At 65.2% G+C, this 15,459-nt stretch carries 11 protein-coding genes; 5 read left to right on the top strand and 6 right to left on the bottom strand.

Annotated elements, in window-relative coordinates; all coding sequences use genetic code 11:
- Positions 1–30 precede the first annotated feature (30 nt).
- The 3 genes from QDT69_RS02445 to QDT69_RS02455 all read left to right on the top strand — a co-directional run bounded on the left by QDT69_RS02445 (position 31) and on the right by QDT69_RS02455 (position 2,486).
- The gene (locus tag QDT69_RS02445) at positions 31–1,305 is read left to right on the top strand and encodes an acyl-CoA dehydrogenase family protein (protein ID WP_279705056.1); all 1,275 of its coding nucleotides are present in this window, start codon (positions 31–33) and stop codon (positions 1,303–1,305) included.
- A 273-nt stretch (positions 1,306–1,578) separates the two neighbouring features.
- Positions 1,579–2,196, top strand: a complete 618-nt coding sequence (locus tag QDT69_RS02450; RefSeq protein WP_279705057.1) for a flavin reductase family protein — start codon at positions 1,579–1,581, stop codon at positions 2,194–2,196.
- Positions 2,197–2,210: 14 nt separating this feature from the next.
- Entirely contained in the window at positions 2,211–2,486 is a 276-nt protein-coding gene (locus QDT69_RS02455; protein WP_279705058.1) for a GNAT family N-acetyltransferase, read from the top strand.
- A 94-nt stretch (positions 2,487–2,580) separates the two neighbouring features.
- Here QDT69_RS02455 and yghU read toward each other — a convergent pair whose 3' ends face one another.
- Entirely contained in the window at positions 2,581–3,462 is an 882-nt protein-coding gene (yghU, locus tag QDT69_RS02460) for a glutathione-dependent disulfide-bond oxidoreductase (RefSeq protein ID WP_279705059.1), read from the bottom strand.
- 276 nt (positions 3,463–3,738) lie between these two features.
- Between yghU and QDT69_RS02465 the strand changes: the two genes are divergently transcribed.
- Positions 3,739–4,872 carry a nitronate monooxygenase gene (locus QDT69_RS02465; protein ID WP_279705060.1) on the top strand — a complete coding sequence of 378 codons (1,134 nt, stop codon included), beginning with the start codon at positions 3,739–3,741 and terminating at the stop codon, positions 4,870–4,872.
- A 142-nt stretch (positions 4,873–5,014) separates the two neighbouring features.
- Complete coding sequence (locus QDT69_RS02470; RefSeq protein ID WP_279705061.1) at positions 5,015–6,526, top strand: acetyl-CoA acetyltransferase; 1,512 nt, start codon at positions 5,015–5,017, stop codon at positions 6,524–6,526.
- A gap of 258 nt (positions 6,527–6,784) precedes the next feature.
- Here QDT69_RS02470 and QDT69_RS02475 read toward each other — a convergent pair whose 3' ends face one another.
- The 5 genes from QDT69_RS02475 to otnI all read right to left on the bottom strand — a co-directional run bounded on the left by QDT69_RS02475 (position 6,785) and on the right by otnI (position 15,455).
- Entirely contained in the window at positions 6,785–7,990 is a 1,206-nt protein-coding gene (locus QDT69_RS02475) for an efflux RND transporter periplasmic adaptor subunit (protein ID WP_279705062.1), read from the bottom strand.
- A complete protein-coding gene (locus tag QDT69_RS02480; RefSeq protein WP_279705063.1) occupies positions 7,977–11,156 on the bottom strand; it encodes an efflux RND transporter permease subunit in 3,180 nt (1,059 codons plus the stop codon). Before QDT69_RS02480 ends, QDT69_RS02475 begins: the two co-directional genes overlap by 14 nt.
- Positions 11,157–11,536: 380 nt before the next feature.
- Complete coding sequence (locus QDT69_RS02485; protein ID WP_279705064.1) at positions 11,537–13,228, bottom strand: methyl-accepting chemotaxis protein; 1,692 nt, start codon at positions 13,226–13,228, stop codon at positions 11,537–11,539.
- Positions 13,229–13,398: 170 nt separating this feature from the next.
- Positions 13,399–14,676: a 3-oxo-tetronate kinase gene (gene otnK, locus QDT69_RS02490; RefSeq protein ID WP_279705065.1), complete on the bottom strand. Its 1,278-nt coding sequence runs from the start codon at positions 14,674–14,676 to the stop codon at positions 13,399–13,401.
- Positions 14,673–15,455: a 2-oxo-tetronate isomerase gene (otnI, locus tag QDT69_RS02495; RefSeq protein ID WP_279705066.1), complete on the bottom strand. Its 783-nt coding sequence runs from the start codon at positions 15,453–15,455 to the stop codon at positions 14,673–14,675. Before otnI ends, otnK begins: the two co-directional genes overlap by 4 nt.
- Positions 15,456–15,459: the final 4 nt, after the last annotated feature.

Raw genomic sequence — 15,459 nt, forward strand, 5'->3', positions numbered from 1 at the left:
GAAACGCGCCTTCGCGAGGGAGAAAAGACAATGAAACATGCCTATGTGCCGCGCACCACGAACTACACACTCAATCCGGGCGACGACCTCAACGACCTCCGCATGTCGGACAAGGTCCGCCCGCTCTACGACCATGTGAAGCAGTTCATCCGCGACACCGTCGACCCGATGTCGGTCGAGTTCTATCGCGCCGGCGAGAAGAAGACCAACCGCTGGAGCTTCACCGACGAGCAGCTCGCGATCCTGCAGAAGGCCAAGGACAAGGCCAAGGAAGTCGGCCTCTGGAACTTCTTCCTGCCCGACGCCGAGACCGGCGAAGGCCTCAACAACCTCGACTACGCCTATATCGCCGCCGAGCTCGGCAAGAGCCCGCTAGCCTCCGAGACCATGAACTGCTCGGCGCCCGACACCGGCAACATGGAAGTGCTGGAGCGGGTCGGCACCAAGGCGCAGAAGGAGAAGTGGCTGAAGCCGCTGCTCAACGGCGAGATCCGCTCGGCCTACGCGATGACCGAGCCGAACGTCGCCTCCTCCGACGCCAAGAACATCTCGACCACCGCAAAGCTGGTCGGCGACGAGTGGGTGATCAACGGCGAGAAGTATTACATCTCCGGCGCCGGCGATCCGCGCTGCAAGATCATGATCGTGATGGTGAAGACCAATCCGGACGCTGCGCCGAGCAAGCAGCAGTCGCAGATCCTGGTTCCCATCGACACTCCCGGCGTCGAGATCCTTGGGCCCATGCACGTGTTCGGCCATGACCACGCGCCGCGCGGCCACATGCATCTGCGCTTCAACAATTGCAAGGTGCCGAAGGAGAACATGCTGCTCGGCGAAGGCCGCGGCTTCGAGATCTCCCAGGTGCGCCTCGGACCGGGTCGCATCCATCACTGCATGCGCACCATCGGCAAGGCCGAGAAGGCGCTCGACATGATGGTGCAGCGTGGTCTGACCCGCGAAGCGTTCGGCAAGAAGATCGCCCATCTCGGCGGCAACATGCAGATCATCGCCCAAGCGCGCTGCGAGATCGAGGCAATGCGTCTGATGGTGCTGAAGGCCGCCAAGGCGATGGACGTGCTCGGCAACAAGGAAGCCCGCGTCTGGGTTTCGATGGTCAAGGCCATGGTGCCCGAGCGCGCCTGCAAGGTGATCGACCAGGCGATCCAGATGCACGGTGCCACCGGCATCTCGCAATGGTCGCCGCTCGGCGAAATGTACCAGGACGTCCGCCACCTCCGCTTCGCCGACGGTCCGGACGAGGTGCACTGGATGGTCGTCGGCCGTCACGAGCTGAGCATGCCGTAACCTATCTTCCCCTTCTCCTCGCTTGCGGGGAGAAGGTCGGGATGAGGGGGAGTCTCCACAAGGACGGTAAAAAACGCACTCGCGGAAACTCCCCCTCACCCATATCGCATCCAACGATGCGATATGACCTCTCCCCGCAAGCGGGGCGAGGTAAGAAAGCAAGAGCAGGTCTGCAAGGCGGGTTCGCGCAAGCGTAACCCGCCTTTTGCTTTTCGAACCGCCGGCGGCGGGTTACGCTTCGTTCACCCGCACACCGAAATTCCGGACAGCCCCATGGAATACGCCCCAAGCGACCTCAGCCAGCGCGAACGCTACAAGGTGCTGACCTCCTTCGTGCTGCCGCGGCCGATCGCCTGGGTGACGAGCACGAGTGCGGACGGCGTGGTCAATGCGGCGCCGTTCTCCTTCTTCAACGTGTTCTGCGAGGACCCGCCGCTCTGCATGTTCGCGGTCAACCGACGGCCCGACGGCCGCGAAAAGGATACGCTGGCCAACATCCAGCGCCTCGGTGAATTCGTGGTCAATCTCACCGACGAGCCGCTGGCGCGCGCGATGCACGAGAGCTCGGGCGACTTCCCGCCCGAGATCGGCGAGCCCGATTATCTCGGTTTGAAGCTTGCGCCCTCACGCAAGATCGCGGTACCCAGGCTCGCGGATGCGCCATTCGCGATGGAGTGCCGGACCTGGAAGCTGATCGACGTCAACGGCGACCGGCAGCTGATCATGGGCGAAGGCATCCATTTCCACATCCGCGACGAATTGTGGGACCGCGAGGCGATGCGCGTTCATATGGAGCGCTATCACCCGATCGGCCGCATGTTCGCCGATCGCTATTGCCGCACCGACGACCGCGTGGTGTTTCCCGCGGCTGAAGGCGCGAAGCAAAAATAACCGAGGACCAGACAATGAGTGAAGCATTCCGCGACAACGCCGCGCAGAGCCGGTTCGAGCTCACCGTCGACGGCCACACCGCCTTCGTGGTCTACCGCAAGACGCCGGACACGATCACGCTGGTCCACACCGAGGTGCCGCCGGAGCTTGGCGGCCGCGGCATCGGCTGCAAGCTCGCCCGCGCCACGCTCGACGCGGTGCGCGCACAGAAGATCAAGCTCGTCGTGACATGCGAGTTCATTCAGGGCTTCATGAAGAAGCACCCGGAGTATGATGATTTGCTGGGCTAGGCTTGGTCCGTAGGGCGGGTTAGCCGAAGGCGTAACCCGCCAATTTCTCCCGCGTACGACGGCGGATTACGCTTCGCTAATCCGCCCTACGCAATCACGACGCCGCCGCTTCCCCGATCTTGTCCTGCGTCCTGGTCTCGAAATCGCTGGCCTCGTGCCGCTCGTGGAGCTGGCTCGACGGCTCGCCCCAGGTGCGGTTGACCATGCGGCCGCGCTTCACCGCGGGCCGGGCCGCGATCGCATCGGTCCAGCGCTGCACGTTCTTGTAGTCCTGCACCGAGAGGAATTCGCCGCCACCGTAAAGCAGGCCCTTGGCCAAGCTGCCGTACCAGGGCCACACCGCCATGTCGGCGATGGTATAGACGTCGCCCGCGAGATATTCGTTGTCGGCGAGCCGGCGGTCGAGCACGTCGAGCTGGCGCTTCACCTCCATCGCAAAGCGGTCGATGGCGTATTCGATCTTGGTCGGCGCATAGGCATAGAAGTGCCCGAAGCCGCCGCCGAGATACGGCGCCGAGCCCATCTGCCAGAACAGCCAGGAGAAGGTCTCGGCACGGGTCTTGACGTCGGTCGGCAGGAACGCGCCGAATTTTTCCGCCAGGTAAACCAGGATCGAGCCCGACTCGAACACCCGGATCGGCTCCTTCCCGCTACGGTCCATCAGCGCCGGGATCTTGGAGTTCGGATTGACCGCGACAAAGCCGCTGCCGAACTGGTTGCCGTCGATCTTGATCAGCCAGGCGTCGTACTCGGCGCCCTTGTGGCCCGCCGCGAGCAGCTCTTCCAGCATCACGGTGACCTTCACGCCGTTTGGCGTCGCCAGCGAATAGAGTTGCAGCGGATGACGGCCGACGGGCAATTCCTTGTCATGGGTGGGACCCGCGATCGGCCGGTTGATGCTGGCGAAGCGCCCGCCGCTCTCCTTGTTCCAGGTCCAGACTTTCGGCGGCTCGTAGGCAGAGGTGTCGTCAGTCACGTCGTTGGCTCCCGGTTTTACGTTTTTCCGTGGCGCGGCAACCGCCGTGCCGATCCGCATATCCGCACTAGATGGTGGGCACACTATGCTTTGCCCACCCCGCTGGATCGCATTTTCTATCCAGCGGAATGCACTGCGAGCGATGCTGCCAAGCAGCGTCTGCACGCAAGATCGCCGCGGCCGAAACCCGCTTGGCTTCGCTGACCGTGATGCGCTAGCGTTGCAGGGGCTGATGCCAACAAGCACAAGAAGCGGCCGCCGGGAGAAAACCAACCCATGAAATCACCGATCTGCGACATGCTGGGGATCGAATTCCCCCTGCTCGCCTTCAGCCATTGCCGCGACGTGGTGGCGGCGGTCAGCCGCGCCGGAGGCTTCGGCGTGTTCGGCGCCACCCGGTATCTGCCGGAAACGCTGGAGCAGGAGCTGAAATGGATCGACGCGCATGTCGACGGCAAGCCCTACGGCATCGACGTGCTGATCCCCGAAAACATCTCGACAGCAGGTGAGAAGAACGTCACCTGGAAGAGCCTCGAGAAACGCGTCTCGCAAGAGCATCGCGATTTCACCCGCGACCTGCTGAAGAAATACAACATCGAGCTCACGGCACAGAGCGTCGCCGACAACCAGCCACAGCCATTCGATGCCGAGACCGCGCTGCAATTGCTGGAAGTCTCCTTCCGCCATCCGATCCGGCTGATCGCCAACGCGCTCGGCGTGCCGCCGAAGGCGATGATCGAGATGGGCCGCCAGCACGGCGTGCCGGTGGCGGCGCTGGTCGGCTCCAAGGAACACGCGCTGCGCCAGGTCGCGGCCGGCGTCGACATCCTGGTCGCGCAAGGCACCGAGGCCGGCGGCCATTGCGGCGAGGTCTCGACCATGGTGCTGGTGCCCGAGGTGATCAAGGCGGTCAAAAAAATCCGCGACGTGCCGGTGCTCGCCGCCGGCGGCATCATGACCGGAAGCCAGATGGCGGCGTGCATGGCGATGGGCGCGGCCGGCGCCTGGACCGGCTCGGTGTGGCTTGCCACGGTGGAGTCGGAGACCTCGGAGATCTTCCGCGAGAAGATGATCGCGGCCTCCTCGCGCGATGCGATCCGCTCCAAGGGCCGCACCGGCAAGCCCGCGCGGCAATTGCGCTCAGTATGGACCGACGCCTGGGACCGCTCGCCGGACAGCCCCGGCGCGCTGCCGATGCCGCTGCAAAGCATCATCAGCCGCGACGCCTTCAACGCCATCGACCGCGCCGCCGCGGCCGGCAACGAAAAGGCGCGCGATCTCGTCAGCTACTTCGTCGGCCAGGGTGTCGGCCTGGTCGACAGCGTGAAGTCTGCGGGCGCCGTGGTGCAGGAGTTCAAGGAAGACTTTGTCGAAGCCGTCGAGCACATGAACGCGCTGGTGGCGGAGTGACGAGCCGTTCCCGCCGTCATTGCGAGCGAAGCGAAGCAATCCATCTCGCCTCGGCGGAGGCATGGATTGCTTCGTCGCTTCGCTCCTCGCAATGACGACCAAATAGCCATCGAGTCCAATACCCCAGAGTGAAGCAGCAAGAATGTCGAACAGTATCCCCGAAGACCGCATTCCCGTCATCGTCGGCGTCGGCGAAATCGTCGATCGTCCGAAGGACATCGCCGCCGGCCTCGAGCCGCTCACTTTGCTCGAGGAGGCGCTGAAGCGCGCCGAGGCCGACAGCGGCGCAAAGCTGCTCGCCGATGTGCAGTCGCTCGACGTCGTCAACTTCCTGAGCTGGCGTTACCGCGACCCCGAGAAGCAACTGGCGCAGCGGCTCCGCATTGCGCCGGCGCATCTCTATTACGGCCCGGTCGGCGGCGAGAGCCCGATCCGCTATCTGCACGAGGCGGCGCAGCGCATCGCGCGCGGCGAATGCAGCGTGGCGGCGGTGTGCGGTGCGGAGGCGCAGTCGACCGCGACCAAGGCACAGCGCGCCGGCGTCGAGTTGCCGTGGACGCCGTTCGCGCATGACGTGGAGGAGCCGAAGCGCGGCGCCGCATTCCAGAAGCCGATGGCGGTGACGCTCGGCGTATTCAGGCCGATCACGGTCTATCCGCTCTATGAGTCCGCAACCTCGGCGCATTGGGGCCAGACACCGCGCGAGGCGCTGGAGGAATCCGGCGACCTGTGGTCGACCTATGCGCAGATTGCGGCCGACAATCCGAACTCCTGGCTGAAGAAGAAGTTCACCGGCAACGAGATCACGACGGCAACACCCGACAACCGGATGATCGCCTGGCCGTATACAAAGCTGATGGTGGCGAACCCGACGGTGAACATGGGCGGCGCGCTGATCCTGACCAGCCTCGCCAAAGCGCGCGCGGCCGGCGTGCCGGAGGACAAGCTGATCTATCCGCTCGGCGGCGCCTCGGCGGAAGAGCCGCGCGACTATCTGACCCGCGACCAGTTCGTCGAGAGCCACGCGCAGACCGCGGTGCTGAAGGCCGTGATGGATCTCGTCGGCGGTGACGGCCGGAAGTTCGACGCGATCGAGCTCTATAGCTGCTTCCCCTGCGTGCCGAAGATGGCGCGCCGGACGCTCGGCCTGGGCGCCGACGTGCAGCCGACCGTGACCGGTGGCCTGACGTTCTTCGGCGCGCCGCTCAACACCTACATGACGCATTCGGCTTGCGCGATGGTGCGCAAGCTGCGCAGCGGCGGCACGCTCGGCCTGCTCTACGGCCAGGGCGGCTTCGTCACCAAGCATCACGGCCTCGTGCTGTCGCGCGCCGCGCCGACGACGGCGCTCAAGCAGGACACATCCGTACAGGCGGAAGCTGATCGCAACCGGCGCGATGTGCCCGAGTTCACCGACAAGGCCGGTGGCAAGGGCAAGGTCGAGGCCTTCACCGTGATCTATCGCGCCAATGGCGAGGTCGAGCACGGCGTCACCATGCTGCGTACCGAGGACGGCCGCCGCACGCTCGGCCGCATCCCGGCAAGCGACGCGGCGACACTGGCGTATCTGCAGAATCTCGACCGTACGCCGGTCGGCAGCACGGGCAACATCGTCACCGCCGCTGACGGCATGCTGGAATGGCGGGTGGGCTAGCTCTCTAAGCTCCCTCGCCCCGCTCTCTTGTCCGCCGAAGCCCGCCTTCGGGCCAAGGCGGATGCGGGGAGAGGGTTGGGGTGAGGGGCTCTCACCGCGAGCCGTGACCGCTGTGGGACCTGTACCCCCTCACCCGGATCGCATTGTCATGCGACGCAGCTGAAGCCTAGCTTCAGCGTTCTTAAAGACACGGCCGCCGAAGGCGGCCTATGCCTCTCCCCGCAAGCGGGGCGAGGTAAGAGAAGGACGCCGCGCGCCCTACCCCTTCACGTCCTGCTTTTCGGACGCCGTGGTCGGCTTGCCCTTGGTGGCGCCGGCGCCGGTGACGCGGACATGATCGCCGTCGGCTAGACCGTCCGGCGGGGCGGTGATGATGCGGTCATCAGGCGCGAGGCCCGAGGCGAGCTCGATCTCCTTGCCGAGGTCGCGGCCGATCTTCACGGTCTTGAACAGCACCTTGTCGTCCGGGGTCACGGTTGCGACCCGCAGGCCGTTGCCGTTGAAGATCAGCGCGCTGGCGGGAATGCTGAGCGGCGTTGCGTCGCGCTGCAGGTTCAGCTTCACGCTGGCGTAGCTGCCCGGCATCAATTCGCCGGAGGAATTGTCGAGCCCGAGCTGCATCCGCGTCGTGCCGGAGGCGACATCGACTGCCTGCGAGGAGGCTTCCACGGTCGCCTGGAAGCTGCGGTTCGGGTAATCCGGCAGCGACAGCGTGGCCTTGGCGCCGATCTTGATCGCCGGCACGTAGTTCTGCGGCACGTTGACATAGACGCGCAGCTTGGTGATGTCGGAGACCGTGAACATCGCCGGACCCGAGTTGCCGCCCGCATTGATCAGCGCGCCGACGTCGGTATCGCGCGAGGTCACCACGCCGTCGAACGGCGCCGTGATCTTCTTGTAACCGGCGAGCGCTTCCAGCCGCTCGACATTGGCTTGGCCGGCCTTGACCGCACCGTTCTTGTTGGAGAGGTCGGCGGTGCGCTCGTCGATCTCCTGCGCCGAGACGAAGTTCGAGGCCACCAGCGTCTTGCGCCGGGCGAGCGTCGCCTCGGAGAGCTTGGCCGAGGCCTGGGCGCTGGCGAGATCGGCGCGCGCCTGCAGCAATTGCTGATCGAGGTCGGGCGCCTCGATCTCGGCGATCACCTGGCCGGCCTTGACGCGGGCGCCGATGTCGGCGTCCCAGTTCTTCAGATAGCCGGACACCCGGGCATAGATCGGCGCGCGGGAATAGGCCTCGAGCCGGCCCGGCAGGTCGATCGTGGGGCTCAGCGCCTTGGCGTTGGGCAGCGCTACCGCGACGGTCGGAATGGCCTGGTCGTCGGTCCATTCCTTCAGCCGGTTGTCCTGCTCCTCGCGGGCGCGGATGCCGGTGCCGACGATCAGCCCCGCGCCGACCAGTGCAACCACGCCGAATATGCCCAACCTCCGGCCGGACACCGGTGGGCGCTGTTCAGTGGGCTGCATGCGGAATCTCCGATGAGGCGGCGGCTTTGGCGCCTTGCTTCTTGTGTACCATACTGAATACCACGGGAACAAACATCAGGGTCGCGAAGGTGGCGAAGATCAGGCCGCCGATCACGGCCCGGCCAAGCGGCGCGTTCTGCTCGCCGCCCTCGCCCAGCCCAAGCGCCATCGGCGCCATGCCGATGATCATGGCGAGCGCGGTCATCAGCACCGGGCGGAACCGGACGAAGCCGGCCTCCAGCGCCGCCGCGACGGGGTCGCCGAGCTCCTCATAGCGCTCGCGCGCGAAGCTGATCACCAGCACGCTATTCGCGGTCGCGACGCCCATGCACATGATGGCGCCGGTCAGCGCCGGAACCGACAGCGTGGTCTGGGTCGTGAACAACATCCAGACGATGCCGGCAAGCGCTGCCGGCAGCGCCGTGATGATCACGAACGGGTCCGACCAGGACTGGAAGTTCACCACGATCAGGAAATAGATCAAGACGACCGCGCCGAGCAGGCCGAACAGCAGGCCGGTGAAGGCCGAGTTCATGGTCTGCACCTGGCCGAGCAGCACCACGGACGAGCCCTTCGGCACTTCCTTCGCGGTGTCTGCGATCAGCTGGCGCACGTCGGTGGCGACGCCGCCAAGATCGCGGCCTTGCGTCGTGGCATAGATCTGCACCAGCGACTGGATGTCGTATTGCGAGACCACTGCGCTGGAGGTCGCGCGCTTGATGTCGGCGATGCCGCCGAGGATCGGCGCCTGGGTGTTGCCGGTCGCGGTGATCGGCAAGGTCTGCAACGCGCTCAGCGAGTCGATCTGATATTGCGGCGTCTGCATCACGATCGAATAGGACACGCCGTTATCGGGATTGAGAAAATACGTCGGCGCCACCTGCGAGGAGCCGGCGAGGTTGACGACCAGCGAATTGGTGACGTCGCGCTCGGTCAGGCCGACATATTGCGCGCGGGTGCGGTCGACATCGATGTTGAAGGTCGGATTGTTCGGCGACTGCTGGATCCGCGCATCGGCGATGCCGGGAATGCGCTTGATCTTCGCCAGCAGCTTGTTGGCATAGGCGTAGTTGGCCTCGAGATTGGCGCCGCGGATCTGCAAATCGATCGGCGCGGGCGCGCCGAAGTTCAGGATCTGGCTGACGATGTCGGCCGGCAGGAAGGAGAAGCTGGTGCCCGGGAACAGCCGCGGCAACTGCTCACGCAGCGCGCGCACATGCTCCTCGGTCGGCTTGTGACCTTCCCTCAGTTTGATCTGGATGTCGGCATCCTGCGGGCCGATCACGCCGGTGTTGTTGTAGGTCAAATTGATGCTGGAGATCGGCATGCCGATGTTGTCGGTCATGGTCTCGATCTCGCCCGGGATCAGCTTGCGGATCGCCTTCTGGACATCCGCCATCTGGTTGGCGGTCTCCTCGACGCGGGTGCCGACCTGGGTGCGGACATGCATCAGGATGTTGCCGGCGTCGACCGCCGGGAAGAAGTTGCGGCCGAGGAACGGCACCAGCAGGAACGACGCGGCCACCACCGCGAGGAAGCCGCCGACGAACACCTTGCGATGGCCGAGCGCCATCGCAAGCAGGCCATGGTAGCCGCCGCGGATGCGTTCGAACCGCGCTTCGAAGCCGCGCTGGAACAAGACGAAGGGATTGCGCGACTTCGGCGGCGCACCTTCGTGATGCACGTGCGGCTGCAACAGATAGTTCGCCATCGTCGGCACCAAAGTGCGCGACAGGATGAACGACCAAATCATCGCGAACATGACAGCTTCGGCCATCGGCACGAACAGGAAGCGCGCGACGCCGGTGAGCAAGAACATCGGCACGAACACGATGCAGATACAGAGCAGCGAGACGAAGGCCGGCGTCACGATCTGGTTGGCGCCGTCGAGGATCGACTGCTCGACCGGCTTGCCCTGCTCGAGATGGTAGTTGATGTTCTCGATCGTCACCGTGGCGTCGTCGACCAGGATGCCGACCGCGAGCGCAAGGCCGCCGAGCGTCATGATGTTGAGCGTCTCGCCGATCAGGGACAGCATGATGATGGCCCCGAGCACCGACAGCGGGATCGACACCGCGATGATCACGGTCGAACGCCAGCTGCCGAGGAACAGCAGGATCATCACGCTGGTCAGCAGCGCCGCGATCACGCCCTCGAAGGCGACGCCGGTGATCGCGCCGCGGACGAACACCGACTGGTCGCCGACGAAGCCGATCTTCAGCGCGTCCGGCATCTGGTCCTTGACGTCGATCACCTTCTGCTTGATGCCGGCGATGATATCGAGCGTCGAGACCGCGCCGGCCTTCAGCACCATCATCAGCACCGAGCGATTGCCGTCGACATGGACGATGTTGGTTTGCGGCGGGTTGCCGTCGCGGACGGTGGCGACATCGCGCACATAGACCATCGCGCCGTTGACGGTCTTGATCGGCAGGTCGCCGAGCTCCTCGATCTTGAGCGGCGAGTTGTTCAGATTGATGGTGTATTCGAAGTTGCCGATTTTCTGGGTACCGACCGGCGTGATCAGGTTCTGCGCGGCGAGCGCATTGGCGACGTCCTGCCCCGACAGGCCGCGCGCCTGCAGCGCGGTCGAATTGAGGTCGATCTGGACCTGGCGCTGCTTGCCGCCATACGGATAGGGGATCGCGGCGCCGGGCACCGTGACCAGCGGCGTGCGCAATTGGTTGATGCCGATGTCGGCGAGGTTCTGCTCCGTGAGGCCGTCACCCGACAGCGCGACCTGGACGATCGGAACCGTCGAGGCGCTGTAGTTGAGGATCAGCGGCGGCGTCGCGCCCGGCGGCAACTGCTTGAGCAGGGTCTGCGCGATCGCCGTGACCTGGGCGTTGGCGGTGCGGATGTCGACGTTCGGCTGGAAGAAGATCTTGACGATGCCGATGCCGTTGTAGGAGTTCGCAACGATGTGCTCGATGTCGTTGACCGTCGTGGTCAGCGTACGCTCGAACGGCGTCGTGATACGCCCCGACATCTGGTCGGGAGGCAAACCGGTGTACGACCAGGCCACGCCGATCACGGGGATGCGGATTTCGGGAAAGATGTCGGTCGGCGTGCGCAGCGCCGCCAGCGGTCCGATAATCAGGAGCAGGATCGCGAGCACGACGAAAGTATACGGCCGGCTCAGCGCGATACGGACCAGTGCGATCATAAAACCAGCATTCCCGAAATGAAGCCCGCCCAGGCAGAGGAATCGACATTGCAAAAGCCATTCCGCAGCGGCCGATTTACCCGATGCCGTGCGAAACGCCAACCCGCGGAGCCGCGTCGGCCTTCACTTCCTTGGCATCCTTCGTGAGGCTGCGTGCGCGGGCCGGGCGCGCCGGGATGCCGTGCGGCCAATCGCGATCACATCGTCATCAAAAAGAGACAGCCCTGCTGCAAAAGCGAGCCGGTTGAGGATGCGGTTTCGGCCGCCGCAAGGCTAACGCATCGCTGCCCTGCAAAAATGCAAAACGTGGTGAGCCGGTCAGCCCACCACGCTTGGATCAGTCAGCCCGTGCGGACGGGGCGATCCCCGACCGCCGCGGGTCAGGCCGCGCGGACAGCGTCGAGGAACTTGCCGACCTCGAGCTTGAGACGGTTGCTGTCACCCGAGAGCGATTGTGCCGCCGACAACACCTGGCTCGAGGCCGAGCCGGTTTCGTTGGCACCGTGCTGCACGTCGGTGATGTTGGCCGAGACCTGCTGGGTGCCCTGTGCCGCCTGCTGAACGTTACGGGATATTTCCTGCGTCGCCGCGCCCTGCTCCTCGACCGCGGCGGCGATGGTGGACGAGATCTCCGACAGCCGCTCGATGGTCGACGAGATTTCCTTGATTGCGCCGACCGACTCCTGGGTCGCGGTCTGGATGCCGGCGATCTGCTGGCCGATCTCGCCGGTCGCCTTGGCGGTCTGCTCGGCCAGCGCCTTCACCTCGGACGCGACGACCGCAAAGCCGCGGCCGGCCTCGCCGGCGCGCGCCGCCTCGATCGTCGCGTTCAGCGCCAGGAGATTGGTCTGCCCGGCGATGGTGTTGATCAGCTCGACGACGTCGCCGATGCGCGCGGCGGCCTTCGACAGCTCGCTGACGCGATCGTTGGTGGTGCGCGCCTGGCCGACGGCGTCGCCCGCCATCCGTGCCGATTCCTGCACCTGGCGGCTGATCTCGGTGACCGACGACGACAGCTCTTCGGTCGCCGATGCCACCGACTGCACGTTGGTCGAAGCCTCCTCGGACGCCGCGGCAACCGAGGTGGTCAGTTCCTGCGAACGCCGCGCCGTCGACGACAGCGTAGAGGCGGAAGCTTCGAGCTGGGTCGAGGCCGACGACACCGTCTGCACGATCTCGCCGATCATCTGTTCGAAATTGCGGGTGATGGTGTCGACCCGGCGGCCGCGCTCGATCTTGGCTTCGGCATCGGCAGCCGCGGCTTCATCGGCCGCCTTCTTGGCGACCAGGGCTTCCTTGAACACCTGCAGCGTATCGGCCATCGCGCCGATCTCGGTCTTCTCGCCCTGATGCGGCACGACGGCGGTCAGATCGCCACGGCCCAGCGCCTGCATCGGGCTCACGATCGAGGCGATGCCGGCCGAGATGTCGCGAACGGTGTAGAAGCTGACGCCGACACTGATCAGGATCGCGAGGCCGAGGATCACCGCCACCATCATCAGGGCCGAGCTGTAATTGCTGGCGGAATCCTGGCCGGCCTTTTCAGCACCGACGTTGTTGAGCTCGATGTCCTTGTTCAGGATCTCGTCCGCTTCGAGACCGATCTTGTTGACAACCTTGGTGTTGAGCTCGTGCGCCTCATGCGGAAGCTTGCCCGCTTCCTTGCGCGAGATGGCCATCACCTCCTCGGTGCCCTTCCTGTACTTGTCCCAGGTCTCGGACCACTGCCGGTAGAGCGCCCGCTCCTCCGCGGAGGCGATCATCGGCTCATACTTGGCGCGGGCCTTTGTGTTCATCTCGACGACACTTGCGAGTGTCTTTTCCGCCGCCAGCTTCTCTTCGAGCGTCTCCGAAAGCATGTGCTCGCGGATCACGTTGCGATAGGTGATGACCCCGGCGCGCAGCTCACCCAGCACGCGCACGCTCGGCAACCAGTTGGTCGTGATGTCGACTGTGCTGGCGTTGATCGCCCGCATATTCCACACGGCAAGCAGGCCCATGCCCGTCAGCGCGACGAGCAGGAACGCAACCGCGGCAATGATCTTGGCGCGGATCGAGAATTTGGCGAACATCGTGGGGTCTCTTGAGTATCGGGCTCGCGAAGCCCAATCGAATGGCTGGGGGCGCGGCGGTGCGCCACAGACATCAAAGCCAGCCCCCCTCCTTAAGTAGGGTTAATTTGCGTACCCGTTGAACTACGGAGACTCCCGTCATTCCCGCGACATGATGCGCAAGAGGCGCATCAGGGCATCAATGCCAGCGCATCCGAGAAGAACTCCGGCCCGCCGAAATTGCCCGATTTCAGGGCAAGCACCATCTCGCCAGTCCTGGCACCGACCGCGCGCAGAACCGGCACGCCTGCGGCGATTTCCGCACCGACCAGGAATCCGGGGATGCCCAGGCGATCGACCACGGCGCCTGACGTTTCACCACCGGCGACCACCAGCCGGTGCACGCCCGACTGCACCAGCCCCTCCGCGATGTCGGCCATGGCCTGCTCGATGGCATGTCCAGCCGCATCGCGGCCATGACGCGATTGCAGAGCCGCGACCTGGTCCGGGGTCGAGCTGCTCGCGATCAGGACTGGCCCCTTCCCAAGCCGCTCCCTGGTCCAGGCGAGCGCGCGCTGCGCCTCGTCCTTGCCCGCGATCGCCCGCTCGGGGTCGAGGTGCAGCACCGGCATCACCTTCTCGGCGTTGGCGATCTGGCGCAGGGTCGCTTGCGAGCAACTGCCGGCGAGGCAGGCGGCCGGGCCGCCGACCGCAGCCTTGGACGTTGCATTTTCAGCCGCCGATCTGGCCTTGCCAGCGGCGACCAGCGCCCGTGCCAATCCAAGCCCGATACCGGAGGCGCCGACCGACAGACGGTGATCCAGCGCCACCTGCCCGATGGTCTCGAGGTCACGGTCGAACACCGCGTCGACGATCGCAGCGCCGATGCCGCTACCCGCGAGGTCGGCGAGCTTCGCCCGCACGGCTTCGGTGCCGCGCGCGAGCGTCGCCAGATCGACCAGGCCGACCTTGGTCTTGCTCTGGCGCGCCAGCACGCGGACCAAGTTGGAATCATGCATCGGGTTGAGCGGATGGTCCTTCAGCGGACTCTCGTTCAGCGGCACGGAGCCTACGAACAGATTGCCCTGATAGACGGTGCGGCCGGTTTCCGGGAAAGCCGGCGTCACCAGCACGATGCTGTCCGCGGAGTCGGCGCGCAACGCGTCCATCACCGGACCGATATTGCCGGCGTCGGTGGAATCGAAGGTCGAGCAGATCTTGAACAGGATGTGAGAGGCGCCGCGGCCACGCAGCCAGGTCTCCGCGGCGCGCGAGCGCGAGACCGCAAGCCCCGCCTCGATCGAGCGGCTCTTCAGCGACACCACGACCGCGTCGACCTCAGGCAGCGCGAGATCATCAGCAGGGACGCCGATGGTCTGCACCGTGCGCAGACCGGCGCGAGTCAGTGTGTTGGCGAGGTCCGAGGCGCCGGTATAGTCGTCGGCGATGCAACCTAGTGCGAGCGTCACGATTTTGCTCCGGCATAGGGCTTGAACCAGGCAAGACCGTCGGTGGTCTTGCCGCGCGGATTGTATTCGCAGCCGACGAAGCCGCCATAGCCGAGCCGGTCGAGCTCGCCGAACAGGAACGGATAATTCAGCTCCTCGCCGTCAGGCTCGTTGCGCGACGGGATCGAGGCGATCTGGATGTGGCCGATGATCGGCATCATCTCGCGCAACCGCATGGTGACGTCGCCATGGATGATCTGGCAGTGATAGATGTCGAATTGCAGCTTGAGGTTCGGGATGCCAAGCTCATTGATGACATCGCGCGCGAAGATGAAGTCGTTGAGGAAGTAGCCCGGCACGTTGCGCGGATTGATCGGCTCGATCACGACGTCGAGGCCGTGCGGCGCGAAGAACTCGGCGGCATGGGCGACCGATTTGCGAAACGCCGCGACCGCTTTGGCGTCGCTGCGGTCGGCAATCCCGGCCATCAGGTGCACCCGCTTGACGCCGGTCGCCTGCGCATAGGGCAGCGCGGTGTTCAGGCTCGCTTGCAAATCGGCGAAGCGATCCGGCAGCGCGGCAAAGCCCTTCTCGCCGGCGTTCCAGTCGCCCGGCGGCAGGTTGAACAGCGCCTGCGTCAGCCCGGCAGCCTTCAGCCGCTTGCCGACCTCCTCGGCCGGATGGTCGTAGGGAAACAGGAATTCGACCGCGGTGAAGCCCGCCTTCGCCGCCGCATCGAAGCGGTCGAGGAACGGGACCTCGTTGAACATCATGGTGAGGTTGGCGGCAAAGCGGGGCATTGCA

This window comes from Bradyrhizobium sp. CER78 (genome assembly GCF_029846235.1).
Classification (GTDB): Bacteria; Pseudomonadota; Alphaproteobacteria; order Rhizobiales; family Xanthobacteraceae; genus Bradyrhizobium.